The organism is Ruminococcus sp. Marseille-P6503 (genome assembly GCF_900604945.1).
Lineage (GTDB): Bacteria > Bacillota > Clostridia > Oscillospirales > Ruminococcaceae > FB2012.
In genome coordinates this window covers 427,549-450,254 of the sequence record NZ_UWPB01000002.1, presented here as the reverse complement: position 1 = coordinate 450,254, position 22,706 = coordinate 427,549, and the positions used below count along the sequence as shown (strand labels likewise).

The window sequence follows — 22,706 nt, the reverse complement described above, 5'->3', positions numbered from 1 at the left end:
ATAACAAAAGACTGCTGCACCGTTTAAATTAAGTGCAGCAGCCTTTTTTGCTTATTTATACGAAAAGTCCGTTAAGACCAGCCCATCTCATTCTTTATAGCTTCCGCCAGCAGGTCGGAGGCTTTTTCATGAGTTGCCTCGGTCGGGTGGTAATCCGCCGCAAGACCGTCGGCCTGCTGCTGGTTTTCAAACTGTACGCAAACGATATTCTCATCGCCTGTTTCCTTCGTGTAATAATAAACAGCCTCTTCAATGCTTGGATACATGGTCTGACCCATTATTCCCAGAGTGCAGAATATTTTTGCGTCAGGATTATTTTTACGGACGGTTTTCAGAAACTCCTTGTATGAATCTCTGAAAGTATCCTTTTTCTCCGTCGTATTGCAATAGCTCGCGTCGTTTGTACCCAGATTTATAACTATGCAGTCGGGGGTAAACTTACCAAAGTCCCAGGCTATATCAGAGGGCTTTTCACCGTTGGCGTATGCGCTGTAGCAAAAGCCCAGCTTTTCATAATACGGCGGTATAGTCTGATTACCGCTGATCTTCTCAGGATCAGAGGTGTAGCCGGAAATAATTCCGTAGCCGCTTATTGATACAAGGCTGTAATCAGCGTCAAGCTTCTGCGCGGTTTTGTAAGCGTAAGCCTTTGTGCAGTCCTCAGTAGCTGTGCTGAAGCTGTGAGAGGGATCCTCGTCGTCAACTCCGTAGCCGCAGGTTATGGAATCGCCGATAAATTCAATTTTTCTCTCCTTTTCCTCAGCCGGCTTTATGCTTCCTCCGTTAAGGTCAATGTTTTTAATTCCCACATTGGACATGGCGCACTCGGAGAGCTTGACGATTTTTATATCGGCGCTTTCCTCCTTATCCGATTCAAAAAGCACTACGCTCTTTTCCTTTTCATCCATCATAAAGTCCAGAGTTCTTTCGCCGTTTACATATACCGCCATTCTTGCCTCGCCGTCGGAAGAACCGGCATTGGCGTCGCCAACAAACTGTGCCTCAAGCTTGCTTCCTGTATATGTAAACTCCGCCCCCGTACCGGAAAAGGCAAGATATAAGGTGTCGTCCGCAAGATGGGTCCTCCCCAGCAGCTTTACGTTTGAACTGTCCAAAACAGGATAACTCATTTGTTCATTCTCCTCTTCTTTCTGCCCTCCGCTTCCGCAGGCAGTAAAAACCAGTACGCCTGCAATTAAGGTCAGCAGCAGCGCCGATCTTTTCATAATAATCAGCTCCTTTCAGCTAATATTATATCAAATATTGGCGAAAAAAGCAACAGCCGCGATTAAAAAACACGTTTTTAAACGCAGCGTTTAAAACGTATAGACGAACGGCAAATCGTTATTTTATCCTTTAAGCATAAAACGGCGCGATCCGCAGACCGCGCCGTTTTAATTTGATATTATTATACCAACTGAATGATAGCCATTTCAGCAGCGTCGCCGCGGCGGGGACCGATCTTAACGATCTTTGTATAACCGCCGTTTCTTCCCTCATAGGAAGGAGCGATGTCGTCAAAAAGCTTCTTGGCAACGCTTTCCTTTGTTATATATGAAAGCGCCTGACGCTTTGAGTGAAGGTCGCCCGCTTTGCCCAAAGTAATCATCTTCTCGGTCATAGCGCTAACCTCTTTAGCTCTAGTTACAGTTGTTTCAATCTTACCGTTTTCAAGAAGGTATGTGACCATTGCTCTGAGCATTGCTTTTCTGTGGTCAGTAGCCCTTCCCAGCTTTCTTGTGCCTGGCATAGATATTCACTCCTTACATTATTTATCTTCTTCAGAACTGAGGTCGTAGCCCAAAGAATGGAGCTTTTCCTTAACCTCATCAAATGATTTCTTACCAAGGTTTCTAACCTTCATCATTTCTTCTGCCGACTTTTCAATCAAGTCGTTAACGGTGTTGATTCCCGCGCGCTTAAGACAGTTAAACGAACGCACGGATAAGTCAAGTTCCTCAATGGTCATCTCAAGGATTTTTTCCTTACCCTTGTCATCTTTTTCTACCATCATCTCAACAACATTTGTCTCCTCAGACAAATCTATAAAGAGATTCAGATGCTCGTTGAGGAGTTTGGCTGCCAATGACACAGCTTCCTTGGCGGAGATAGTACCGTCGGTCCATACCTCCAGAGTAAGCTTGTCATAATCGGTAATCTGACCTACACGGGTATTGTCAACCGTAAAGTTTACCTTCAATACCGGCGTATAAATACTGTCAACAGCAATCACACCGATCGGCGCGTTGTTCATAAGCGCCTTGTTCTTTTCTGCGGAAACGTAACCGCGGCCTCTGTCGATCACGATCTCCATATAAAGCTTAGCGCCTGCACCCAGCGTAGCAATATGCATATCAGGAACCAGAATATCAACCTCAGAGTCGGTTTTAATATCGCCTGCAGTAACGACGCACTCGCCCTCCGCCTCGATATAAATAGTCTTGGGACCCTCGCCGTACAGCTTCGCAGTCAGTCCCTTAAGGTTAAGGATTATTTCGGTAACGTCTTCCTTAACTCCGGGTATTGTAGATAGTTCGTGGTGTACGCCGTCTATCTTTACAGATGTGACAGCAACACCGGGCAAAGAGGAGAGCAGTACCCTTCTGAGAGAATTTCCCAGAGTAATACCGTAGCCGCGCTCTAATGGCTCGAGAATAAACTTACCGTAAGTTCCGTCGCTTTTAAGCTCGGCTGTTTCAATCTCAGGCTTTTCTATTTTTTCAAGCATTTAAAACCCTCCTGTTTTCAAACTCAAATAGTTTTGCACGAATAAATGGTTTTATAATTCCAGATAACCCGAATGCAGAAAACACTCTGCAATTTAGATTACTTAGAATACAACTCAACGATGAGATGCTCCTCGATTTCGTAATCCAAATCTTCCTTAACAGGCATACGAACAACCTTAGCGCTCTGCTGGTCCTTGTTTACGTCAAGCCATGTAGGAGTGAGCCTGCCGGCTGTTGTCTCGATGATCTGCTTGAATTTCTCGCTCTTCTTGCTGTTGTCCCTGAGAGAAATAACGTCGCCGGTCTTGATTCTGTAGGAAGGAATGTCTACTCTTCTGCCGTTTACATTGTAATGTCCGTGAACTACAAGCTGACGAGCCTCGCGTCTTGTAGTAGCAAGACCCATTCTGAACACAACGTTGTCAAGTCTTGACTCGCAAAGCGTGATCAGATTTGCACCGGCCTGACCTTCCATTTTCTGAGCGATTTCAAAATAGTGATAGAACTGCTTCTCAAGCATTCCGTATATGAATTTCAGCTTCTGCTTTTCCTTGAGCTGAAGTCCGTATTCGGATACCTTTTTTCTCTTGTTAGCGTTAGGATCGCGTTTTGTTTCCTTTGCAACGCCCATAACCATAGGGCTGATTCCGAGATATTTGCATCTCTTAAGAATCGGTTCTCTGCTTACTGCCATAGTAATAAACCTCCGTTTTCAATGTTGTATCGGGTCTTAAGGCAAATTCCTTTACCCGACTTTGAGTAAACTTAAAACTCAAATCGTTTCAATTATACGCGTCTTCTCTTAGGAGGACGGCATCCGTTGTGAGGGATAGGAGTAACGTCCTTGATCAGTCTTACTTCCAGATCCTCTGACTGCAAAGCTCTGATAGCGGCTTCTCTTCCCGCGCCCGGACCCTTTACGAAAACCTCAACGGTCTTGAGTCCGTGCTCCTTGGCTGCTCTTGCAGCTGTTTCAGCAGCAGTCTGCGCTGCGAACGGAGTAGATTTCTTGGAACCCCTGAAGCCGAGTCCGCCTGCGGAAGCCCATGAAATAGCGTTGCCCTGCATATCAGTAATAGTAACGATCGTGTTGTTGAAAGTTGACTGGATATGAACCTGTCCCTGTTCAATGTTCTTTCTCTCGCGGCGGCGGCGAATAGTAGTCTTCTTCTTAGGCTGAGCCATTGTTCACACCCTCCTTACTTCTTCTTGTTGGCGATTGTCTTAGCAGGTCCCTTGCGGGTTCTTGCGTTTGTCTTGGTTCTCTGTCCTCTTACAGGCAGACCTCTTCTGTGACGAACGCCTCTGTAGCAACCGATTTCAACAAGTCTTTTGATGTTAAGGGCAACATTTCTTCTGAGATCGCCCTCAACGATTAAATTCTTATCAATATATTCACGCAATTTAGCTACGTCTTCCTCGGACAGATCCTTTACTCTTGTATCAGGATTTACGTCTGTTTCCTTAAGAATCTTAGTAGCAGTTTTCTGACCGATGCCGTAGATATAAGTCAAACCGATCTCGACTCTTTTATCCTTAGGCAGGTCGATTCCAGCAATACGAGCCATTATTTAGCTGCACCTCCATTATTGGTTTGTTAGCCCTGACGTTGTTTATGCTTAGGATTCTGGCAGATAACCATGATCTTGCCTTTTCTTTTGATTACCTTGCATTTTTCGCAGATCGGCTTAACTGAAGGTCTTACTTTCATTGAAATACCTCCTTTAAACATTACACAAGAATCAGCGCTTTGCGGATTCTTTCATACGATGAAAAGCTAATTACTTAGCTCTCCAGGTGATTCTTCCCTTTGTCAAGTCATAAGGCGACATCTCGACCGTTACCTTATCTCCGGGTACGATACGAATGTAATTCATACGAAGCTTACCCGAAACATGGGCAAGAATTTTATGACCGTTTGAAAGTTCAACCTGAAATGTCGCGTTAGGCAGCGCCTCCACAACCGTTCCTTCAAGTTCAATAACATCTTCTTTTGACATTAAAATACCTCCCCGTCCAAAGGCTGACGGTCTTCGTGATATAGGTTTCGGGTTTCAAAATCATATATCAGCTTTCTCAACTTTTTGTCTGTCAGTCCTCCGGTATCTATCAGCGTGTCCGTGGGTGAAATGTGCTTTATATTCTTTCGCTTTGGCTTAGCGAGCCTGCGCTCTTTTCCGTCTGCGATTTCAACAAAGCCGCCGCCGACCGCCACAGCAACGAACCAGCGGTCCTTATCGCGGCCCGCGCACGCTTTTACTACCGAACCGACTTTTATATTACTCACAACGCTTCACCTACGGCTGCGTCAGAATAAACGCGCCGTCTGAGGTTACAGCGATTGTATGCTCAAAATGAGCGGACAGCTTTCCGTCTACCGTCTTAACGGTCCATTTGTCCGGCATCACCTTTATAGCGGCGGTACCCTCGTTGATCATAGGCTCAATGGCAATAACCATGCCTGCCGTAAGCCTGATCCCGTGACCCTCCCTGCCGAAATTAGGCACCTCGGGCTCCTCATGAAGGTTTTTTCCTACGCCGTGACCGACAAATTCCCTTACAACGGAAAAACCGTTCTCCTCGTTATACCTCTGAATCGCCGCTCCGATATCGCCGAGCCTTACGCCCGGCTTCACCATCTTTATCGCAAGATAAAGGCTTTCCTCGGTGGACTTCATCAGAGCCTTTGCGTTTTCGGATATTTCACCTACGGCAAAGGTTTTACAGGAATCTCCGTGATATCCGTCGATATAAGCGCCGACGTCTACCGAAACAATATCCCCCTCGCAAAGCCTGCGGGGACCCGGAATCCCGTGAATTACCTCGTCGTTGACGGAAATGCAGGCCGAGCCCGGAAAACCGCCGTAGCCCAGAAAGCTGGGCTTTGCTCCGTGAGAGGTAATATATTTGCGAACGACCGTATCAAGCTCCTTGGTAGTCATTCCCGGCCTGATAGCCTCGCCCGCCGCAATCAATGCTCCGGCGGTTATTTTACCCGCCTTCTGCATTTTTTCCAGCTCTTTATTTGATTTAACGCATATCATAAAAACGCCTTCTTCTTACGCGTTCAACGCCTCAAGCGTCAGCCTTGAAGTATCCGCGACCTCTTCCTGTCCCTCAACGGTAACAAGCTTGCCCTGAGCTTCATAATAGCCCTTGAGCGGAGCGGTCTGCTCATGATATGTTTTAAGTCTGCTTTTAACGGTTTCAGGCTCGTCGTCCTTGCGGATCACAAGCTGCTTGCCGCAGACGTCGCAGACGCCTTCGGTCTTGCTTGGCTTGAAATCAACATGATAAGTCGCGCCGCAGTCAAGACATACTCTTCTGCCGCTCAATCTCTGCTGGATCTTCTCGTCGGGAACATGGATCTCAATTACCTTGTCGATCTTTACCCCCATTGCGTCCAGCGCCTCAGCCTGAGGAACCGTTCTCGGAAAGCCGTCAAGGATAAAGCCGTTCTGCGCGTCCGGCTCCTTGATCCTGTCCTTGAGAATTCCGATCACTATATCGTCGGAAACAAGATCGCCGGCGTCCATAGCCGCCTTTGCCTTAAGACCGTATTCCGTACCTGCCTTGACAGCTGCTCTGAGCATATTTCCCGTCGAAATGGTGGGAATATTCAGCTCCCTGCAGATAACCTCTGCCTGCGTGCCTTTTCCCGCGCCGGGCGCGCCTAATAAAATAAGATTCATAACCTAACTCCTCTTGACTTATTCAAGGAATCCCTTATGATGACGCATCATCATCTGCGATTCCATAGTTCTTACCGTTTCAAGAGCAACGCTTACTACGATGAGAATCGAAGTACCGCCCATCGCGATGTTGACGCCGGTAGCCGCGCCGAAGATAATCGGGAAGATAGCGATGATTCCGAGGAACACTGCTCCTACCAAAGTTATCTTTGACAAAATTCTCTTGATGTAGTCGCTTGTGGGCTTTCCTGGTCTGATTCCGGGAACGCCGCCGTTGTTCTGTCTGAGATTGTTGGCAATCTCCACAGGGTTGTACTGCATTGAAACATAGAAGTAGTTAAATCCGATAATCAATACAAAATACAGACAGGCATAGAAAGGATGAGTATAGCTGAACCATCTCAGCAGGCCGTTGTAGAAGCCTGTTCCGTCGGCTCTCGGCTTGATAAACATTTCAAGAGTCGAGGGGAGCGACATAAACGCCATTGCGAAGATGATAGGAAGAACTCCGCTCATTGCTATCTTGACAGGAATAAACGTGTTCTGTCCGCCGTACTGCTTTCTGCCAACCACACGCTTTGCATACTGGATCGGAATACGTCTTTCGGCGTTGTTCATGAAGATAATGAACGCGATCATCAGTACGAATATAACAATAATGATCGGAACAAGGATCATATACTTAGCTTCGCCTGTCCTCATAAGCTCGATCAGCGACCAAACCGCAGCCGGACCTCTTGCTATGATACCTGCAAACAGCAGCATTGAAATACCGTTTCCGATTCCCTTCTCGTTGATCTGGTCGCCCAGCCAGATGGTAAGCGACGCACCCGCGGTAAAGCAGGCGATTATAACGATCTCGGAATAGATCTTTTCCCATCCGCTTGTATACATAAGAGCGTTCGCTGAATTTTTAAGCGTAAGGTAATATGCCCACGCCTGAAACAGCGAAATCGCCAAAGCGGTGTACTTAGTGATCTTATTCAGCTTCTTTCTGCCCTCAGGACCCTCCTTCGCCATTCTCTCCAGCGGCGGAAGAGCATAGGTAAGCAGCTGAATAATGATCTGTGCGTTGATATAAGGTCCTACGGACAGCGCCAGAAGGGTTGCCTTTGAAAAGTTTCCTCCCGACAGAACGTTCAGATAGCTGAAAAAGTTACCTGAAGCATTGCTTTCCTCAAACCATGTGGCAAGCGCGGACGAGTCCAGATAGGGAACGGGAACTGCGCCGCCTATACGGTATATAATTATGATGAAAAATGTAAACAGAAGCTTCCTTCTAAGCTCCGGAACCTTCCATGCATTACGGAACGTTTCTATCACAATTACATCACCTCTGCCTTCCCGCCTGCCTTTTCAATCTTTTCCTTAGCAGAAGCTGAGAAAGCCGCAGCCTTTACTGTGAGATTCTTAGTAAGTTCGCCGTTTCCGAGAACCTTAACTCCGTCAAGCTCCTTCTTAACAAGACCTGAAGCCTTGAGAAGCTCAGTATCAACAACCGTGCCGTCAACGAATTTCTCCAGATCGGAAACATTGATTACAGCATATTCAGTTGCAAAAATATTATTGAATCCGCGCTTAGGGATTCTTCTTGCCAGCGTTGTCTGACCGCCCTCAAAGCCCGGTCTTACTCCGCCGCCGGAACGAGCGTTCTGACCCTTATGACCCTTGCCGGCAGTCTTGCCGTTTCCTGAGCCATGTCCGCGGCCCTTGCGCTTTACGTCCTTTTTTGAACCCTCGGCAGGTGATAATTCGTGCAATTTCATATGTTTCGCACCTCCTTGCTTTACGCTTCGGTTACTTTGATAAGGTGTGATATAACCTTTATCTTTCCCTGAGTCTGAGCGTTGTCAGGCTGGGTGGTTACATCGCCTATTTTTCTAAGACCAAGAGAATTAGCAGTCAGCGCTTGCTTCTTAATCTTAGAGTTAAGGCTTCTAACCAACTCGATTTTCAAGTTTGCCATTGCTGTTTCCTCCTTAGCCTAAAATTTCTTTTACAGACTTGCCTCTCTTTTCGGCTACCTGTTCAGCCGACTTGATAACAGAAAGACCGTTGATTGTAGCTCTTACAACGTTGCAGGGATTATTTGAACGAAGCGACTTCGCTCTGATATCCTTGATGCCCGCTGCTTCTACTACCGCTCTTACCGTGCCTCCCGCGATAACTCCGGTACCGGCCGCGGCAGGCTTAAGCAGAACCTCTCCTGCTCCGAACTTACCGACGATCTCGTGAGGAATAGTCGTGCCCTTAAGCGAGATTTTTATAAGATTCTTCTTAGCGTCCTCGATACCCTTGCGGATAGCGTCCGGAACCTCGCTTGATTTGCCGATTCCGAAGCCTACGGTTCCGTTTCCGTCGCCGACAACGATAAGCGCAGAGAACTTCATGATACGTCCGCCCTTAACAGTTTTTGATACTCTGTTAATAGCGACTACCTTTTCGCTAAGTTCCAATGTTGAAGCGTCTATTATAGCCAAAAGTATACCCTCCTTTTAGAACTTGAGTCCGCCTTCGCGAGCTCCGTCTGCTAACTCTTGTACGCGTCCGTGATAAAGATATCCGCCTCTGTCAAATACAACATTTTCGATACCCTTTTCAGCGGCCGCTTCAGCGATCATTACGCCTACCTTGCGGGCGCCTTCCTTGTTTCCGCCGTTTCCTTCAAAATCCTTGGACATTGAAGAAGCAGCACAAAGAGTTACGCCGTTGATATCATCAATGATCTGCGCATATATATGCTTTGAGGAGCGGAATACGTTCAGGCGCGGACACTCAGGAGTACCGGATACTTTGTTGCGGACTCTCGCGTGTCTTCTTGCTCTTGCCTTCGCTCTGTCAAGCTTTTTCACCATAGTAATTCTCTCCTTTTAATTACTTCTTGCTGCCCTTGCCGGCCTTGCCTTCCTTGCGGATAATATACTCGCCGGTGTAGCGAATACCCTTACCCTTATAAGGCTCCGGCGGACGCTTTTCACGGATTTCACAAGCGAACTGACCTACTGCCTGCTTATCGATACCCGAAACAACGATCTGGTTCGGCTGCGGAACGTCGATCTTGATATCGTCCGTTTCAGGAACGATAACCTGATGAGAGAAACCAAGGTTCATAACAAGGTTCTTTCCCTGCTTCTGCGCTCTGTAACCTACGCCGACAATTTCAAGCGTCTTTGAAAAACCGTTTGTAACGCCTTCAACCATGTTGAAAATAAGCGTTCTTGTCAGACCGTGGAGCGACTTGTGGAACTTATCCTCTGTAGGACGAGCTACCGTTACCGTTCCGTTCTCCGACTTGATTATCATATCCTTGTTAAAGGATTTTGTCAGTGTTCCCTTAGGGCCCTTGACCGTTACAACGTTGCCGTCCGCAACCGTAACCTCTACGCCGGCAGGAACACTAATAGGTTTAACTCCGATTCTAGACATAATATTAGTCCTCCTTACCAGATAAATGCGAGAACTTCTCCGCCGACATTAAGCTCTCTTGCCTTTTTGTCGGTTACAATGCCCTTGGAAGTGGAAACGATAGCTACGCCCAGTCCCTTCATTACCTTAGGCATATCCTCGCAGCTTGAATAAATTCTCAAGCCGGGCTTTGAAACTCTTCTGAGTCCCGAAATTACCGGATTTCTGTTCTCGTCGTATTTTAGAGTAATTCTGATTATACCCTGTTTTCCGTCCTCAATAATCTTAAAGTCCTTGACATAGCCCTCGTCAACAAGGATCTGTGTGATAGACTTTTTCATATTAGATGCAGGAACGTCAACCGTTGCGTGCTTAGCAGTACTTGCATTCCGAATTCTGGTCAATAAATCTGCTATTGTATCAGTAATCTGCATGCCTGTCAACCTCCTTTTACCAACTAGCCTTCTTAACTCCGGGGATCTGGCCGTCGTGCGCCAGCTCTCTGAAGCAGATACGGCAGATACCGAATTTTCTCAAATAAGCATGAGGTCTTCCACAGATTTTACATCTGTTGTAAGCACGAGTGGAATACTTAGGCTTTGCCTGCTGTTTGTTTATCATAGCCTTTTTAGCCATTGAATTTTCCTCCTCTTAACCTTACTTAGCGAACGGAGCGCCCATAAGGGACAAAAGCTCCTTTGCCTCTTCGTCTGTTTTCGCGGTAGTGATAAAGTTTATATCCATACCGCGGACCTTATCGATCTTGTCATACTCGATTTCAGGGAAGATCAGCTGCTCCTTGATACCGGTCGAGTAATTTCCTCTGCCGTCAAACGAGTTTGCGTTGATGCCTCTGAAGTCTCTTACACGAGGAAATGCAACGTTGAAAAGTCTGTCAACGAATTCATACATTTTCTCAGCTCTGAGCGTAACCTTTACGCCGATGATCTGTCCGTCGCGGAGCTTGAAGTTAGCAACCGACTTCTTAGCCTTGCAGACAATAGGCTTCTGACCTGTAATAGCGGCCAGATCGGACATGATAGCGTCGATAACCTTCTTGTTATCCTTATCAGCTCCGCAGCCGACATTGATAACAACCTTATCAAGCTTAGGAATCTGCATAACGTTAGCATACTGGAATTTCTTCATCATAGCAGGAGCTACGGTGCTAACATAATATTCTTTTAATCTTGCAGCCATCGTAAAATCTCCTCCTTATTAAAATTCTTCGCCGCAGTCAGCATTCTTGCATACTCTGACCTTCGTGCCGTCCTCAAGAATCTTATGACCGATTCTTGTAGGCTTTCCGCACTTAGGGCAAACTGCCTGAACCTTTGACGAATACATAGCGGCCTCTGCGTTTACTATTCCGCCCTGCTCGCCCTGTCTTCTGGGTTTAACGTGCTTTGTGGCAATATTAAGACCCTCAACGATTACCTTGCCTTCCTTAGGCGAAACCTCGAGAACCTTGCCCTTTTTTCCCTTATCCTTACCGGAAAGGATAACAACTGTGTCGCCTGTTTTAACGTGTACCTTATTCATTAACGACACCTCCTATTAAAGCACTTCCGGAGCAAGCGAAAGGATCTTCAGATAATCCTTCTCGCGGAGCTCTTTGGCAACCGGTCCAAAAATACGCGTACCTCTTGGATTTTTATCTTCCTTAATTATAACAGCAGCGTTTTCGTCGAAACGGATATATGTTCCGTCTGCGCGGCGAAGACCCTTAGCTGAACGAACGATTACTGCTTTAACAACATCGCCTTTTTTAACAACGCCGCCTGGTGTTGCCTTCTTAACCGAAGCAACTACAACGTCGCCGATGTTTGCATACCTTCTGCGTGTTCCGCCTAAAACTCTGATGCACATAAGCTCCTTGGCTCCGGAGTTATCTGCAACCTTAAGGCTAGTCTGCATCTGTATCACAGTGCGTTCCTCCTTTCACAACGTTAAAAGGTCACGGCAGAGCGTTGCTGCCGTCTACCTTATATTAATTATTACTTAGCCTTCTCGAGAACGTTAACCAAACGCCATCTCTTATCCTTGGACAAAGGACGGGTTTCCATTACTTCAACCTTGTCGCCGATTCCGCACTCGTTGTTCTCATCGTGCGCCTTAAGCTTAACTGTTCTCTTGATGATTTTCTTATAAAGAGGGTGCTGTACGTTGTCCTCGATGGCAACTACGATAGTCTTATCCATTTTGTTGGATACAACCTTGCCCACTCTGGTTTTTCTAAGATTTCTTTCGCTCACAGTTAAATCCTCCCTTCGTAATTACTGAACGCCGGACTCTTGCTTACGAATGAATGTCTTTACACGAGCAATATCCTTCTTGACAGCCTTCATTCTCATCGGATTCTCCAACTGATTTACGGCGTGCTGAAAACGAAGGTTAAAAAGCTCCTGCTTAAGCTCTGCCAGCTTCTCATTCAGCTCGGCAGCAGACAAATCCTTGATTTCATTTGCTTTCATTATTGCTCACCACCCGTTTCCTGAGTTTCTTTTTTAACAAACTTACATTTTACCGGGAGCTTGTGCATTGCAAGTCTCATAGCCTCTCTTGCAACTTCCTCGCTTACTCCCGCGATCTCGAACATTACTCTGCCCGGCTTTACGACTGCAACCCAGTATTCGGGAGAACCCTTTCCTGAACCCATTCGTGTTTCAGCCGGCTTTTCAGTAACCGGTTTATCCGGAAAGATCTTGATCCAAACCTGACCGCCGCGCTTGATATATCTTGTCATAGCGATACGGGCAGCCTCGATCTGGTTTGAGGTGATCCATGCGGGCTGAGTAGCCTGAAGACCGAAATCTCCGTAGGTTACCTTGTTTCCTCTTGTGGCCTTGCCCTTTAAACGGCCTCTCTGAACTCTTCTGTATTTAACTCTCTTTGGAAGCAGCATTAGTTGTTACCTCCTTCTCTTTTAGCCTTGTTGAAGTCGCGGCGTCCTCTGTTAGGTCTGTCGCCGTCTCTTCTGTTGCGTCTTCTGTCGGAAGGCTCTCTTCTGTCGGAAGCGGCAACCTCGCCCTTGAGAACCTCTCCGCGGTAGATCCATACCTTTACGCCCAGACGGCCGTAGGTTGTATGAGCTTCCGCGGTACCGTAGTCGATATCCGCTCTGATGGTCTGAAGCGGAATAGTTCCCTCGTGATAGGTTTCGCTTCTCGCGATTTCAGCTCCCGCAAGACGGCCCGAGGTTTTTACCTTGATACCCTTTGCGCCGAGCTTCATAGCTCTGCCCATAGCCTGCTTCATAGCGCGTCTGAAAGAAATTCTGTCCTCAAGATCGTGAGCGATCTTTTCAGCAACCAGCTGAGCGTTGATATCGGGCTGCTTTACCTCAACAATGTTGACGGCAACCTTTTTGCCGATTTTCTTTTCAAGGTCCGCGCGAAGCTTTTCAATCTCCGCTCCGCCTCTTCCGATAACAAGACCGGGCTTTGCACAGTGAATGTGAATCTTAACCTTCTGTCCTCCGTCGTTATCGGCGAATCTTTCGATCTCAATTTTAGGAACACCTGCATAAACGCACTTATCAGCCGGATTCTTTGAACGTCTGTTCAACTCTTTAAGAATATAATTACGAACGTTGTAATCCTCAACCAGTGTGTCGCCGAAAGTGTTCTTATCTGCAAACCAGCGGGAATCCCAATCCTTGATCACACCGACTCTAAGTCCGTGTGGATTAACTTTCTGGCCCATAGTCTACCTCCTCTTTCAGCTTATTCCTTTTCCTTGAGAACCACCGTAACGTGCGATGTTCTCTTCAGAATTCTATAGGCTCTGCCCTGAGCTCTTGGCATAATTCTCTTCATAATCGGTCCCGGGCAAACGTAACACTCTGCAACATAAAGATTGTTCTTATCCATGTTGTGATTGTTTTCTGCGTTTGCAGCGGCGGATTTCAGAAGCTTTTCCAAATATTCACAAGCAGCCTTTGGTGTGTGCTTTACAGTCGCCATAGCAACTTCATAATCTTTTCCCCTTATAAGATCAAGAACGATCTGAACCTTACGGGGAGCAATACGAGCATTTCTCAGAATTGCCTTTGCTTCCATCTGAACTCCTCCTTTCCGCTACTTCTTACCATTGTTAGAGGTCTTGGAACCCGCATGACCTTTAAATGTTCTTGTCGGCGCAAATTCTCCGAGCTTATGACCAACCATATCCTCGGTTACATAAACAGGAGCGTGCTTGCGGCCGTCATGAACAGCGAATGTATGACCAACGAATTCAGGGAAAATAGTTGAGGCTCTGCTCCAGGTCTTTACAACCTTCTTTTCGCCTGCTTCGTTCATTGCAATTACTTTTTTCATCAGGGATTCTTCAACGTAAGGTCCCTTCTTGACACTTCTGCCCATTATTCATCTGCCTCCTTTCAGCATTACTTACCGTTTCTGCGTTTTACGATAAACTTATCGGAGCGATGATGCTTAGCGCGCGTCTTGTAACCCATTGTTGGCTTGCCCCAAGGAGTAACAGGACTCGGACGTCCGACAGGAGATTTACCTTCACCGCCTCCGTGGGGGTGGTCGCAGGGGTTCATTACGGAACCTCTTACGGTAGGTCTCCAGCCCATGTGACGCTTTCTTCCGGCCTTACCGATATTTACGTTTTCATGGTCGATATTTCCGACCTGACCGATGGTAGCCATACAGCCTATCGGGATTTTTCTCATTTCGCCGGAGGGAAGTCTTACGAGAGCGTAATTTTCCTCCTTACCCATAAGCTGAGCCATATTTCCCGCCGAACGCACCAGCTGAGCGCCCTTGCCGGGATAAAGCTCAAGATTGTGGATAAACGTACCTACGGGAATGTTCGCCAGAGCAAGCGCGTTTCCGGGCTTGATGTCGGCGTCTGCGCCTGATCTTACAACATCGCCGACCTTAAGGCCGTTGGGAGCGATGATGTATCTCTTTTCGCCGTCCTCGTACTGAACGAGAGCAATGAAAGCCGATCTGTTGGGATCGTACTCGATAGTAAGAACCGTCGCGTTCATATCGAGCTTGTTCCTCTTAAAATCAATTACACGGTATTTTCTTCTTACTCCGCCGCCTCTGTGACGAACGGTTATCCTGCCGTAGCTGTTTCTGCCGGACTTCTTGTCCATCGGCTCCAGCAGCGACTTGCAGGGAGCAGCCTTTGAAAGCTCTGAGTAATCGGTAACTGTCATACCGCGTCTACCCGGAGTCGTAGGCTTATAGCTCTTTATTGCCATTGAAATTCACTCCTTAATCTGAGTTTTGCGAAGAAGCCAAAGAACGCAAGCGCTCCAAAAGCTTCTCCATACCTACATTCTGCGGTGAATGGAACCTTGGGCTCAGCGGCCCTCGCCGCCTCGCAGAATCCTTCCCCACCGGACTTGGTCTGCCGTCCTTGGGGGAGCAAGCGCCACAACCGCGGCGCCCTCTTATAGAAGGTCAGTTCCTCCGCGGATTAATACATTCCGTCGAAGAATTCGATAGTCTTATCGCCTTCAAGAGTAACGATCGCCTTTTTCCAGTCAGGTCTGAAGCCTACGCTTCTGCCCATTCTTTTTTCCTTGCCCTTTACGCTGATGGTATTGACCTTAGCGACCTTAACGCCGAAAAGCTCCTCAACCGCCTTTGCGATCTCGATCTTGTTGGCGTCCTTGGCAACCTCGAAAGTATATTTCTTGTTCTGAAGTCTTTCCATTGAATCTTCAGTAATAATCGGTCTGATTACAATATCTTGAGCAGTCTTAGTCATTATGCATAAACCTCCTCAATCTTTGTTACAGCGTCCGAAGCAACAATAAACTTATCGTAGTTGAGTATATCGTATACGTTAAGTGTGTTTACTGTAGCCGTCTTAACGCCCGGGATGTTTCCTGCACTCTTGACGATCTTTCTGTCTGCCTCCGCCGTAACGATAAGAGCCTTGCCCTCAACGTTGAGCGCCTTGAGCATATCTATGATCGTCTTGGTTTTGAACTCCTCAACCTTGATAGCGTCAACCACTACAAGATTCTCGTCCATTACCTTTGTCGAAAGTGCTGATTTCATGCCAAGTCTTTTTTCTTTCTTATTCAGAGAATAGCTGTAATCTCTGGGCTTAGGGCCGAGAGCAACTCCGCCGTGAGTCCACTGAGGAGCTCTGATAGAGCCCTGTCTTGCATGACCGGTTCCCTTCTGTCTCCAAGGCTTTCTTCCGCCGCCTCTAACCTCTGTTCTGGTGAGAGTTGACTGTGTGCCCTGTCTTTGGTTAGCCAGATAATTAACAACCATTGCGTGCATTATCGCTTTATTCGGCTCGATTCCGAATATCGCGTCGCTAAGCTCAGTGTCGGCTACTTTTTTGCCTGTCATATCAAATACTGAAATCTTTGACATAATAACTCCTCCTTCCACTAAGCCTTCTTAACGCAGTCAACGATCGTAACAGTTCCGTTCTTCGGTCCCGGGATCGCGCCCTTGATTGCGATAAGATTATTTTCCGCGTCAATCTTAACAATTTCAAGATTCTGAACGGTTACCTTTTCGGCGCCCATGTGACCCGGCATTCCCTTGCCCTTGTAGATTCTCGAAGGAGAAGAACAAGCGCCCATAGAGCCTGCGTGTCTGTGAACAGGACCTGTACCGTGAGTTTCCTTAAGTCTTGCATTGTTGTGACGTTTGATCGTTCCAGCAAAGCCCTTACCCTTGCTTGTGCCGCTTACATCAACGATGTCGCCCTCGGCAAAGGTGTCAGCCTTTACGATATCGCCGACGTTCAAGCCTGAAATATCCTCAAGTCTGAATTCCTTGAGAGTTCTCTTCAAGGCAACGTCAGCCTTTTTGAAATGCCCCGCGAGAGGCTTGTTTACTCTTTTCGCCCTGATGTCGCCGAAGCCGAGCTGTACAGCCTCATAGCCGTCGTTTTCAACGGTCTTCTTCTGAACGACAACGCAGGGGCCCGCTTCTACAACAGTTACAGGAATTACCTTTCCTGTCTCATCGAAGATCTGCGTCATGCCGATCTTCCTGCCGATGATACCCTTCTGCATTTTTATTTCCTCCTATTTGGTTATTGGTTGAGCCGAAGCCCAACATGACCTGCATTACACCGATGAGAGATTACCTGTAATCTCTTTTTGGAAATTACTTGATTTCCATTACGATGTTTACGCCTGCAGGAAGTTCAAGATTCTCAAGAGCCGCCGTCGTTTCCTTCGTAGGACGGATTACGTCGATAAGTCTTTTGTGAGTTCTCATTTCAAACTGCTCTCTGCTGTCCTTGTACTTATGAACCGCTCTGAGTATCGTTACGATCTCCTTATCGGTAGGAAGGGGGATAGGTCCTGAAACCTGTGCGCCCGAACGCTTAACAGCCTCTACAATCTTAGCTGCGGCCGCGTCTACTACCGCGTGTTCATAGCCCTTGATCTTGATTCTGATCTTTTCATTGACTGCCACTTAAATCGCCTCCTCGTTGCAATATCTAAATGTGGGGGCAAGGCATAAGCCTTATCCGCAATACCTTGTGTCTGAATACGGTTTTGTGAATCGATCCGTCAAACGCCGGTTTTTCAAATTACACTCTGCCGTGTGTTTCCTCTTATTCCGATAAAAAATTCCGAATCACCCTCGCGGTATTCGGACTTGAAAAACAGAAAACAGCACACTCCGCAGCGCCCATGCCAAAAGCGGAAAACCGCCTCTCGCAAGAAGCATAAGCACGTACTGTGTTTCAGTATTGCAGTCGCCCGGTTTAAAATCGGACATACTCCATGAAAATTACCCGGCACACCGCCGGCAACCTTTCACTTCATCGCATATCTAGGTGTCTTGCACTCAGCTAAAAGACACCTTGTGCAGTCACGCAAGTATTATTATACACCATAAAACCGAGCTTTTCAAGCATTATGTCAAATTTGCCATGTAGAAATTTCAGCTGATTTCAGACCGATATTTGTGCATTATCACCAAATATCCTGCCGCTTCAATAAAGTTTATCTGCAACGCTTTTATAAGCGTAAAAATTACGCTCAGCCTAAGACTCCTGCTTTATCAGCATATCATAGATCACTGTACTTTTCAAGCCTGACATGACATAAAAAATCAGTCTGAGAAAAAGCTTTCTCAGACTGAAATCCGTATATTATTATTCTGTCTGACCTGCAATGCTGCCCATAATAATTCCGCGTCCGTTAGTAGAAATGTAGCACCTTCCGAAGGTTTTGGGATCGCCCGAAATATTTGAGTTTACATTTCCCCACTTCTGGGTATCGTCGTTGATCCTTGTCCAGGTAACGCCCTTATCCTGCGACATATAAACTCCGTGGCCTTCGTTGTTGGCCTCGCCGATCATATATATCGTCATATAATCGCCGTCCTTTTCGGCTTTTCCCAGGCCGAGAGCGTCGCAGTCCTGAATGTCCTTTGAGGTTGCGGCAAGCTCTCCGGTAGAGGTATCGAGCAAATAAACTCCGCCGGCTCCGGTAGCTATCCACAGATCTCCCTCTGTGTCGGCGCACGCCTCATAGGTAACATTTGATACCAAAAAGTTGGCGATCTGCTCAAAGGTCTTACCGCCGTCCTCGCTCATGTAGAAAAATCCGTCGTATGCCGCATATAGCTTATTCGGATTTACCCTGTCGGCTTCAATGTTGGAGCCTGCGGGAAGATCGCTGCATTCAGTCCATGTTTTTCCGTAATCGTAAGTAACGTACGGTCTTACTCCCGCCGCGCCCGACTGCCAGAAGATCGTCTTTCCGTCGGCTGAAAGCTTGACCTTTCCTCCCGACTTTTTCAATGACTCGTCCGGAAGGCTTTCAACCTCCTGCCAGGTCTGTCCGGCGTCGGAGGAATAATAAACCGTTCCGCTGTCCTCGTCGGTGGCTCTTACGACGTAATGATAATCCTGTCCGGCGCAGTCAAGAGAGGTGGATTTGAAATCTCCGAAATGCTCCTTCGGCGCGGCCGATACGTCGTCATGCCTGAAGCCGTAGATGTCGCCCATAATAGAGTAAAGCTCCGGCGTATCCTCGTCAAGGTAGTTAGGCGAAACAAAATCAAAAATAGCAGTTTCTTCAATTCCCATGGCCCGTACCGAAAGATTGACCGGCTCGCTTGCTATTTTCGTCAGGTTATCCGTTCCGAAGATAGTCGCTCCCGTGCCGTACATTATTTCATCAGGATCAAAGGGATTTATAGCGACTCCCGTCATCCACCAGCCGAGCTTCAGCTGACCCTGCCAGTCAAGCCATTCGGAATCAGATATGTCAATTGTGTAATTAGCCTCCTCGGTATCGGGATCCCAGAATGAATCCCATGTCTTTCCGCCATCGTAGGTTACAAACACATTGTCCACAATTGCCCACAGGCAAAGCGTGGTGACTACAATATTCTGAGGGTCTGAGGGATTGACCGAAAGCCCCGAATAGCCGCAGGTATAACTCAGATTTGGAGTTATCTCCTCCCATGTTCCCTCTTTTATATCGTACTTCTGAACGGCGCCCTTCATTGCTTCATTGGGGCCTACCTTATACGACCAGGTGGTATACAGATACCCGTCGCCCGAAACCTCGCCCTTTACAGGCTTCAGCGTCGAATTATCCTCCGTCTTTGCCGACATGGGATTTTCAACCTCAGTCCAGGTTTCTCCCGCGTCGTCCGAACGGTAGATACAGTTGCCGGTATTTTTTGCCGCGCCGACAAAAACCGTCTTTGTAGCTTCTCCGCTCTCAGAGGAGGATTTATCAAACGCTACAAAGGTCAGACCGATGGAAAAACCTTCCTCAACGTATCCTCCGTCGGTAGGGAAGCTTTCAACAGGATTCCATGTCCTGCCGTAATCGGTTGATCTGTAAAGTCCCGAATTTCTGGTTCCGAAGTAGATAATGCTGTTGTCGTTTGGGTCTACCTGAAGCCGCTCTCCCGCTCCTCTTCCGACTTCGTTTCCTCCGTTGCCGAAGGGCAGATCGACCTTCATAAAATTCTCTCCGTAGTCGTCCGATACCAGCATAGCTCCGCTTCCTGTCGTATAGGTTCCTGCGGCAATATACAGCCTGTTAGGCTCTACGGGGTCGGTGGCAATACTTTCGATACCCATAAGGTTCCATTCTTCCCCGCCTATAAAATCGGTTATGCACTCCCACCTATTGGTTTCCTTATTCAGCTTATAAGCTCCGCCTATATCGGTTCTGGCATACGCAAGCCCTTCCTCAGTTGGGTTATAGATAACGTTGGGCACGAAGCCTCCGCCGACAATTTCAACATTACCCCATTCCCAGCCCGTTTCCTCAGGCTGAGCGTTGTAATAATCCTCCTTTTCAATTTTTCCGTCCGCTTTTGACGAACTGTCCTTTTTACCGCAGCCGGCAAAGCCCGCGGCCGTTATTGCCGCAGCGCAGGCGAAAGCAATAATTTTTTTAATGTTCACGCCAAGATCCTCCTTAAAATAAACTCTTATTATAATATAACTGCGTCGTCTGATGTATTCGATTACATTATATCATATCCGGCAGGAACTGTAAAGTCTCTGCCCGATATATTCCGTATTTCACTGAAATTTTAATTATAAGTTATTCAGCGGCAATAAAATGCATTATCTTAGACTGATAATCTCCCCACATACCGCCTATATTGATTCCGCAGTTCATCAGCGCCGCGCCCGAAAGCTTTATTTCCGGCTGGCTCTCCTCAAAATAATATCTATCCGGGTCAAGACCCTTAAGCTTTATCCTCCTTGACCTTTCGTTAGGTCTGCCGAGAACCTGAATAAACTCAAACAGCGCCTCGCTTTTATCCTTAGCGACAAACATCCACGAATCCCAGGTATTGTCCTCAAACATATTGCCTATTCTGTACTGGTCGCCGGTTCTTACAAGCTTGTTGTACTTGTTGAATTCCTCGATCTGTCCCGGAATAGCGTCTCTGTCCTGCTGCGGAATCTTTGTTACGTCAAGCTCATAGCCGAAGGTTCCCACCATTGCCACATGACCTCTTGTTGCAAACGGAGTCGTTCTTCCTACGGTATGGTTAGGGCAGTCGGAAACGTGCGCTCCCATAGCGGAGCAGGGATAGCACATTGAAGTACCGTACTGTATCTTCAGCCTTTCAACGGCGTCGGTATCGTCGGAGCACCATATCTGCGGACTATAGTAAAGCATACCCGGATCAAATCTGGCTCCGCCGCCCGAGCAGTTTTCCAGCAGGATATGCGGATAGGCGGAGGTCACCCTGTCCATAAGCTCGTAAACGCCCAGAACATATCTGTGCCACAGCTCCCTCTGGCGGTTTGCAGGCAGCGCGTTTGAGCCGACCTCTGTAAGCTGCCTGTTCATATCCCATTTGATATATTCGATATTCGCCGAATCAAGAATATTCTTCATCATCGAGAAAACATAGTCCCTTACGTCCTGCCTCGAGTAATCCAGCACATACTGCTCTCTGCAAAGGGTAAGCTCTCTGCCCGCGACCTGGATCGCCCATTCGGGATGAGCCTTATAAAGCTCTGAATCGGGCGAGATCATCTCCGGCTCGAACCATATGCCGAATTTCATTCCCAGCTTGTTGACCTCGTCCACAAGGCTCTTCAGGCCTCCGCTGATCTTCTTTTCATACACGAACCAATCTCCGAGGGAAGAATTATCCGAATCCCTGTGACCGAACCAGCCGTCGTCCATAACGAGCATTTCAATGCCTAGCTTGGACGCTTCCTTCGCTATGTCGATAAGCTTTTCTGTATTGAAATTGAAGTACGTAGCCTCCCAGTTGTTGATAAGTATCGGGCGGCGCTTGTCCTTATACTCGCCTCTTATAAGGTTGTTTCTGTAAAGATCGTGGAAGGTCCTTGACATCTTTCCCAGTCCCGCGTCGGAATGAACCATAACCGCTTCCGGAGCCGTAAACTCCTCTCCGCTCTCCAGCCGCCAAGAAAAATCCATATCGTTTATGCCCATAAGAAAACGGGTTTTCTTATGCTGAGTAACCTCCGCCTGAGCAATGAAATTTCCGGAATACACAAAGTTAAAGCCGTAAACCTCGCCGCTTTCCTCATCCGCCTTATGCTCGCAGAGAGCGACAAACGGATTGTTCTGGTGAGATGATTCCCCGCGCATTGAATCGACGGACTGCTTTCCGTGGTGAAGCCTGCATCTTTCTACGGCTCTCTCCCTCGCCCACGAGCCGTTAAGAGTTATCATATCAAACTCATTGGTATCAAAATCAACGCAGGCGGAGTAAACTCTTGTAAGCGTACAGGGCTTTTCACCAATATTCCTTACAATCACCGAACGGGTAATAACGTCAAGCCTGTCAAAAGCGGTATATATCAGCGCCGCTTCAAGCCCCGCGTGCTTATCCTCCATAGTTATCTCAAGAGTTTCGCAGCCGCTTTCCTCGGTTTCAAACGTGGCGGGAAGTCCTTTGAGCTTTGGCTTGCCCTTGTATATTCTGTAGGATTTATACCGCAGATCGCAGGCAGACATACCCTCTTCGTCCAGGATCTTAAAGGCGGGCTCCCGGTAATCTCCCAGTCCGAAACAGGGATACTCAAAGGGAAGCGTGTCCATGTAACAGGCTTTGTCACGGTTGTTTGTCTCAGGCGTAAAGGGGTTCTCATCTAGCCTCAGCAGATAGGTAAGATCCTCGTCCGGAACTTTTTTTCCAAAATAAACGTGAGCAAGATATTCCCCCGGGGCAACCTTTAAAATATAATCGGTATCCTTCGCGCGCAGCTTGAAGATCCGCGCGCTTTCATTGTAGCTTATCGGCATTGCTTTATACTCCTTATATATAAAATAGTCAGCAGGCTCCGTACAGCCTCGGCAGCCATGCATTTAAAGTAATTATATCATATATTAAAAATTATGCAAGGTCAGAAATCGTTTTCTGATCAGATTTTTTTATGAACATCCGCTGAATAATACATA

Annotated in this window: 35 protein-coding genes; all 35 read right to left on the bottom strand. The window is 47.3% G+C overall.

The window, feature by feature from the left end:
- Positions 1 to 71 precede the first annotated feature (71 nt).
- Positions 72 to 1,226 carry an SGNH/GDSL hydrolase family protein gene (locus EIH25_RS08200; protein WP_243113123.1) on the bottom strand — a complete coding sequence of 385 codons (1,155 nt, stop codon included), beginning with the start codon at positions 1,224 to 1,226 and terminating at the stop codon, positions 72 to 74.
- A 182-nt stretch (positions 1,227 to 1,408) separates the two neighbouring features.
- Positions 1,409 to 1,750 carry a 50S ribosomal protein L17 gene (rplQ, locus tag EIH25_RS08195; protein WP_124100507.1) on the bottom strand — a complete coding sequence of 114 codons (342 nt, stop codon included), beginning with the start codon at positions 1,748 to 1,750 and terminating at the stop codon, positions 1,409 to 1,411.
- A gap of 18 nt (positions 1,751 to 1,768) precedes the next feature.
- A complete protein-coding gene (locus EIH25_RS08190) occupies positions 1,769 to 2,728 on the bottom strand; it encodes a DNA-directed RNA polymerase subunit alpha (RefSeq protein WP_124100505.1) in 960 nt (319 codons plus the stop codon).
- A 98-nt stretch (positions 2,729 to 2,826) separates the two neighbouring features.
- The gene (gene rpsD, locus EIH25_RS08185; protein WP_124100503.1) at positions 2,827 to 3,423 is read right to left on the bottom strand and encodes a 30S ribosomal protein S4; all 597 of its coding nucleotides are present in this window, start codon (positions 3,421 to 3,423) and stop codon (positions 2,827 to 2,829) included.
- A gap of 92 nt (positions 3,424 to 3,515) precedes the next feature.
- A complete protein-coding gene (gene rpsK / locus EIH25_RS08180) occupies positions 3,516 to 3,914 on the bottom strand; it encodes a 30S ribosomal protein S11 (RefSeq protein WP_124100501.1) in 399 nt (132 codons plus the stop codon).
- Between the two features lie 14 nt (positions 3,915 to 3,928).
- On the bottom strand, positions 3,929 to 4,297 hold the full coding sequence (gene rpsM, locus EIH25_RS08175; protein WP_124100499.1) for a 30S ribosomal protein S13: 369 nt from the start codon (positions 4,295 to 4,297) through the stop codon (positions 3,929 to 3,931).
- Positions 4,298 to 4,326: 29 nt separating this feature from the next.
- Positions 4,327 to 4,440, bottom strand: a complete 114-nt coding sequence (gene rpmJ / locus EIH25_RS08170; protein ID WP_028505010.1) for a 50S ribosomal protein L36 — start codon at positions 4,438 to 4,440, stop codon at positions 4,327 to 4,329.
- A gap of 70 nt (positions 4,441 to 4,510) precedes the next feature.
- Complete coding sequence (infA, locus tag EIH25_RS08165; protein WP_124100497.1) at positions 4,511 to 4,729, bottom strand: translation initiation factor IF-1; 219 nt, start codon at positions 4,727 to 4,729, stop codon at positions 4,511 to 4,513.
- On the bottom strand, positions 4,729 to 5,016 hold the full coding sequence (locus EIH25_RS08160; RefSeq protein ID WP_124100495.1) for a KOW domain-containing RNA-binding protein: 288 nt from the start codon (positions 5,014 to 5,016) through the stop codon (positions 4,729 to 4,731). Before EIH25_RS08160 ends, infA begins: the two co-directional genes overlap by 1 nt.
- A 10-nt stretch (positions 5,017 to 5,026) precedes the next feature.
- A complete protein-coding gene (gene map / locus EIH25_RS08155) occupies positions 5,027 to 5,773 on the bottom strand; it encodes a type I methionyl aminopeptidase (protein ID WP_124100493.1) in 747 nt (248 codons plus the stop codon).
- Between the two features lie 15 nt (positions 5,774 to 5,788).
- A complete protein-coding gene (locus EIH25_RS08150) occupies positions 5,789 to 6,421 on the bottom strand; it encodes an adenylate kinase (RefSeq protein ID WP_124100491.1) in 633 nt (210 codons plus the stop codon).
- An 18-nt stretch (positions 6,422 to 6,439) separates the two neighbouring features.
- Positions 6,440 to 7,744: a preprotein translocase subunit SecY gene (gene secY, locus EIH25_RS08145; protein WP_124100489.1), complete on the bottom strand. Its 1,305-nt coding sequence runs from the start codon at positions 7,742 to 7,744 to the stop codon at positions 6,440 to 6,442.
- A gap of 2 nt (positions 7,745 to 7,746) precedes the next feature.
- Positions 7,747 to 8,187, bottom strand: a complete 441-nt coding sequence (rplO, locus tag EIH25_RS08140) for a 50S ribosomal protein L15 (RefSeq protein ID WP_124100487.1) — start codon at positions 8,185 to 8,187, stop codon at positions 7,747 to 7,749.
- Positions 8,188 to 8,207: 20 nt separating this feature from the next.
- Complete coding sequence (gene rpmD / locus EIH25_RS08135) at positions 8,208 to 8,387, bottom strand: 50S ribosomal protein L30 (RefSeq protein ID WP_124100485.1); 180 nt, start codon at positions 8,385 to 8,387, stop codon at positions 8,208 to 8,210.
- Positions 8,388 to 8,400: 13 nt separating this feature from the next.
- Entirely contained in the window at positions 8,401 to 8,901 is a 501-nt protein-coding gene (gene rpsE / locus EIH25_RS08130; RefSeq protein WP_124100483.1) for a 30S ribosomal protein S5, read from the bottom strand.
- 15 nt (positions 8,902 to 8,916) lie between these two features.
- Positions 8,917 to 9,276, bottom strand: a complete 360-nt coding sequence (rplR, locus tag EIH25_RS08125) for a 50S ribosomal protein L18 (protein ID WP_124100481.1) — start codon at positions 9,274 to 9,276, stop codon at positions 8,917 to 8,919.
- A 19-nt stretch (positions 9,277 to 9,295) separates the two neighbouring features.
- Positions 9,296 to 9,847 (bottom strand): 50S ribosomal protein L6, encoded by a 552-nt coding sequence (gene rplF, locus EIH25_RS08120; RefSeq protein WP_124100479.1) that lies wholly within the window; start codon positions 9,845 to 9,847, stop codon positions 9,296 to 9,298.
- 14 nt (positions 9,848 to 9,861) lie between these two features.
- Positions 9,862 to 10,260: a 30S ribosomal protein S8 gene (rpsH, locus tag EIH25_RS08115; protein ID WP_124100477.1), complete on the bottom strand. Its 399-nt coding sequence runs from the start codon at positions 10,258 to 10,260 to the stop codon at positions 9,862 to 9,864.
- Between the two features lie 16 nt (positions 10,261 to 10,276).
- Positions 10,277 to 10,462 (bottom strand): type Z 30S ribosomal protein S14, encoded by a 186-nt coding sequence (locus EIH25_RS08110; protein WP_124100475.1) that lies wholly within the window; start codon positions 10,460 to 10,462, stop codon positions 10,277 to 10,279.
- Between the two features lie 21 nt (positions 10,463 to 10,483).
- A complete protein-coding gene (gene rplE / locus EIH25_RS08105) occupies positions 10,484 to 11,026 on the bottom strand; it encodes a 50S ribosomal protein L5 (RefSeq protein WP_124100473.1) in 543 nt (180 codons plus the stop codon).
- A gap of 18 nt (positions 11,027 to 11,044) precedes the next feature.
- Positions 11,045 to 11,368 (bottom strand): 50S ribosomal protein L24, encoded by a 324-nt coding sequence (gene rplX / locus EIH25_RS08100; RefSeq protein ID WP_124100471.1) that lies wholly within the window; start codon positions 11,366 to 11,368, stop codon positions 11,045 to 11,047.
- A gap of 15 nt (positions 11,369 to 11,383) precedes the next feature.
- Positions 11,384 to 11,752, bottom strand: a complete 369-nt coding sequence (gene rplN, locus EIH25_RS08095; RefSeq protein ID WP_124100469.1) for a 50S ribosomal protein L14 — start codon at positions 11,750 to 11,752, stop codon at positions 11,384 to 11,386.
- A gap of 71 nt (positions 11,753 to 11,823) precedes the next feature.
- Positions 11,824 to 12,081 (bottom strand): 30S ribosomal protein S17, encoded by a 258-nt coding sequence (gene rpsQ / locus EIH25_RS08090; protein ID WP_124100467.1) that lies wholly within the window; start codon positions 12,079 to 12,081, stop codon positions 11,824 to 11,826.
- 21 nt (positions 12,082 to 12,102) lie between these two features.
- Positions 12,103 to 12,300: a 50S ribosomal protein L29 gene (gene rpmC / locus EIH25_RS08085; RefSeq protein ID WP_124100465.1), complete on the bottom strand. Its 198-nt coding sequence runs from the start codon at positions 12,298 to 12,300 to the stop codon at positions 12,103 to 12,105.
- Entirely contained in the window at positions 12,300 to 12,731 is a 432-nt protein-coding gene (gene rplP, locus EIH25_RS08080) for a 50S ribosomal protein L16 (protein WP_124100463.1), read from the bottom strand. Before rplP ends, rpmC begins: the two co-directional genes overlap by 1 nt.
- The gene (rpsC, locus tag EIH25_RS08075; protein WP_124100461.1) at positions 12,731 to 13,531 is read right to left on the bottom strand and encodes a 30S ribosomal protein S3; all 801 of its coding nucleotides are present in this window, start codon (positions 13,529 to 13,531) and stop codon (positions 12,731 to 12,733) included. Before rpsC ends, rplP begins: the two co-directional genes overlap by 1 nt.
- A 20-nt stretch (positions 13,532 to 13,551) precedes the next feature.
- Positions 13,552 to 13,887 (bottom strand): 50S ribosomal protein L22, encoded by a 336-nt coding sequence (gene rplV, locus EIH25_RS08070; RefSeq protein WP_124100459.1) that lies wholly within the window; start codon positions 13,885 to 13,887, stop codon positions 13,552 to 13,554.
- An 18-nt stretch (positions 13,888 to 13,905) separates the two neighbouring features.
- Complete coding sequence (rpsS, locus tag EIH25_RS08065) at positions 13,906 to 14,190, bottom strand: 30S ribosomal protein S19 (protein WP_124100457.1); 285 nt, start codon at positions 14,188 to 14,190, stop codon at positions 13,906 to 13,908.
- A gap of 23 nt (positions 14,191 to 14,213) precedes the next feature.
- Entirely contained in the window at positions 14,214 to 15,047 is an 834-nt protein-coding gene (gene rplB / locus EIH25_RS08060; protein ID WP_124100455.1) for a 50S ribosomal protein L2, read from the bottom strand.
- Positions 15,048 to 15,265: 218 nt separating this feature from the next.
- A complete protein-coding gene (gene rplW / locus EIH25_RS08055; RefSeq protein ID WP_124100453.1) occupies positions 15,266 to 15,559 on the bottom strand; it encodes a 50S ribosomal protein L23 in 294 nt (97 codons plus the stop codon).
- Positions 15,559 to 16,182 (bottom strand): 50S ribosomal protein L4, encoded by a 624-nt coding sequence (gene rplD / locus EIH25_RS08050; protein WP_124100451.1) that lies wholly within the window; start codon positions 16,180 to 16,182, stop codon positions 15,559 to 15,561. Before rplD ends, rplW begins: the two co-directional genes overlap by 1 nt.
- A gap of 17 nt (positions 16,183 to 16,199) precedes the next feature.
- On the bottom strand, positions 16,200 to 16,835 hold the full coding sequence (gene rplC / locus EIH25_RS08045) for a 50S ribosomal protein L3 (protein ID WP_124100449.1): 636 nt from the start codon (positions 16,833 to 16,835) through the stop codon (positions 16,200 to 16,202).
- Between the two features lie 94 nt (positions 16,836 to 16,929).
- Positions 16,930 to 17,244 (bottom strand): 30S ribosomal protein S10, encoded by a 315-nt coding sequence (gene rpsJ / locus EIH25_RS08040; RefSeq protein ID WP_124100447.1) that lies wholly within the window; start codon positions 17,242 to 17,244, stop codon positions 16,930 to 16,932.
- 688 nt (positions 17,245 to 17,932) lie between these two features.
- On the bottom strand, positions 17,933 to 20,212 hold the full coding sequence (locus EIH25_RS08035; protein WP_124100445.1) for a cellulose-binding protein: 2,280 nt from the start codon (positions 20,210 to 20,212) through the stop codon (positions 17,933 to 17,935).
- A gap of 142 nt (positions 20,213 to 20,354) precedes the next feature.
- Positions 20,355 to 22,550 carry an alpha-galactosidase gene (locus EIH25_RS08030; RefSeq protein WP_124100443.1) on the bottom strand — a complete coding sequence of 732 codons (2,196 nt, stop codon included), beginning with the start codon at positions 22,548 to 22,550 and terminating at the stop codon, positions 20,355 to 20,357.
- Positions 22,551 to 22,706 lie beyond the last annotated feature (156 nt).

Bases quoted from the DNA above. Each gene is read 5' to 3' on its own strand.
- EIH25_RS08200 (WP_243113123.1), bottom strand. From the start codon at position 1,226: ATGAAAAGATCGGCGCTGCTGCTGACCTTAATTGCAGGCGTACTGGTT.
- rplQ (WP_124100507.1), bottom strand. From the start codon at position 1,750: ATGCCAGGCACAAGAAAGCTGGGAAGGGCTACTGACCACAGAAAAGCA.
- EIH25_RS08190 (WP_124100505.1), bottom strand. From the start codon at position 2,728: ATGCTTGAAAAAATAGAAAAGCCTGAGATTGAAACAGCCGAGCTTAAA.
- rpsD (WP_124100503.1), bottom strand. From the start codon at position 3,423: ATGGCAGTAAGCAGAGAACCGATTCTTAAGAGATGCAAATATCTCGGA.
- rpsK (WP_124100501.1), bottom strand. From the start codon at position 3,914: ATGGCTCAGCCTAAGAAGAAGACTACTATTCGCCGCCGCCGCGAGAGA.
- rpsM (WP_124100499.1), bottom strand. From the start codon at position 4,297: ATGGCTCGTATTGCTGGAATCGACCTGCCTAAGGATAAAAGAGTCGAG.
- rpmJ (WP_028505010.1), bottom strand. From the start codon at position 4,440: ATGAAAGTAAGACCTTCAGTTAAGCCGATCTGCGAAAAATGCAAGGTA.
- infA (WP_124100497.1), bottom strand. From the start codon at position 4,729: ATGTCAAAAGAAGATGTTATTGAACTTGAAGGAACGGTTGTGGAGGCG.
- map (WP_124100493.1), bottom strand. From the start codon at position 5,773: ATGATATGCGTTAAATCAAATAAAGAGCTGGAAAAAATGCAGAAGGCG.
- EIH25_RS08150 (WP_124100491.1), bottom strand. From the start codon at position 6,421: ATGAATCTTATTTTATTAGGCGCGCCCGGCGCGGGAAAAGGCACGCAG.
- rplO (WP_124100487.1), bottom strand. From the start codon at position 8,187: ATGAAATTGCACGAATTATCACCTGCCGAGGGTTCAAAAAAGGACGTA.
- rpmD (WP_124100485.1), bottom strand. From the start codon at position 8,387: ATGGCAAACTTGAAAATCGAGTTGGTTAGAAGCCTTAACTCTAAGATT.
- rplR (WP_124100481.1), bottom strand. From the start codon at position 9,276: ATGGTGAAAAAGCTTGACAGAGCGAAGGCAAGAGCAAGAAGACACGCG.
- rplF (WP_124100479.1), bottom strand. From the start codon at position 9,847: ATGTCTAGAATCGGAGTTAAACCTATTAGTGTTCCTGCCGGCGTAGAG.
- rpsH (WP_124100477.1), bottom strand. From the start codon at position 10,260: ATGCAGATTACTGATACAATAGCAGATTTATTGACCAGAATTCGGAAT.
- EIH25_RS08110 (WP_124100475.1), bottom strand. From the start codon at position 10,462: ATGGCTAAAAAGGCTATGATAAACAAACAGCAGGCAAAGCCTAAGTAT.
- rplE (WP_124100473.1), bottom strand. From the start codon at position 11,026: ATGGCTGCAAGATTAAAAGAATATTATGTTAGCACCGTAGCTCCTGCT.
- rplX (WP_124100471.1), bottom strand. From the start codon at position 11,368: ATGAATAAGGTACACGTTAAAACAGGCGACACAGTTGTTATCCTTTCC.
- rpmC (WP_124100465.1), bottom strand. From the start codon at position 12,300: ATGAAAGCAAATGAAATCAAGGATTTGTCTGCTGCCGAGCTGAATGAG.
- rplP (WP_124100463.1), bottom strand. From the start codon at position 12,731: ATGCTGCTTCCAAAGAGAGTTAAATACAGAAGAGTTCAGAGAGGCCGT.
- rpsC (WP_124100461.1), bottom strand. From the start codon at position 13,531: ATGGGCCAGAAAGTTAATCCACACGGACTTAGAGTCGGTGTGATCAAG.
- rplV (WP_124100459.1), bottom strand. From the start codon at position 13,887: ATGGAAGCAAAGGCAATTCTGAGAAATGCTCGTATTGCTCCCCGTAAG.
- rpsS (WP_124100457.1), bottom strand. From the start codon at position 14,190: ATGGGCAGAAGTGTCAAGAAGGGACCTTACGTTGAAGAATCCCTGATG.
- rplB (WP_124100455.1), bottom strand. From the start codon at position 15,047: ATGGCAATAAAGAGCTATAAGCCTACGACTCCGGGTAGACGCGGTATG.
- rplW (WP_124100453.1), bottom strand. From the start codon at position 15,559: ATGACTAAGACTGCTCAAGATATTGTAATCAGACCGATTATTACTGAA.
- rplD (WP_124100451.1), bottom strand. From the start codon at position 16,182: ATGTCAAAGATTTCAGTATTTGATATGACAGGCAAAAAAGTAGCCGAC.
- rplC (WP_124100449.1), bottom strand. From the start codon at position 16,835: ATGCAGAAGGGTATCATCGGCAGGAAGATCGGCATGACGCAGATCTTC.
- EIH25_RS08030 (WP_124100443.1), bottom strand. From the start codon at position 22,550: ATGCCGATAAGCTACAATGAAAGCGCGCGGATCTTCAAGCTGCGCGCG.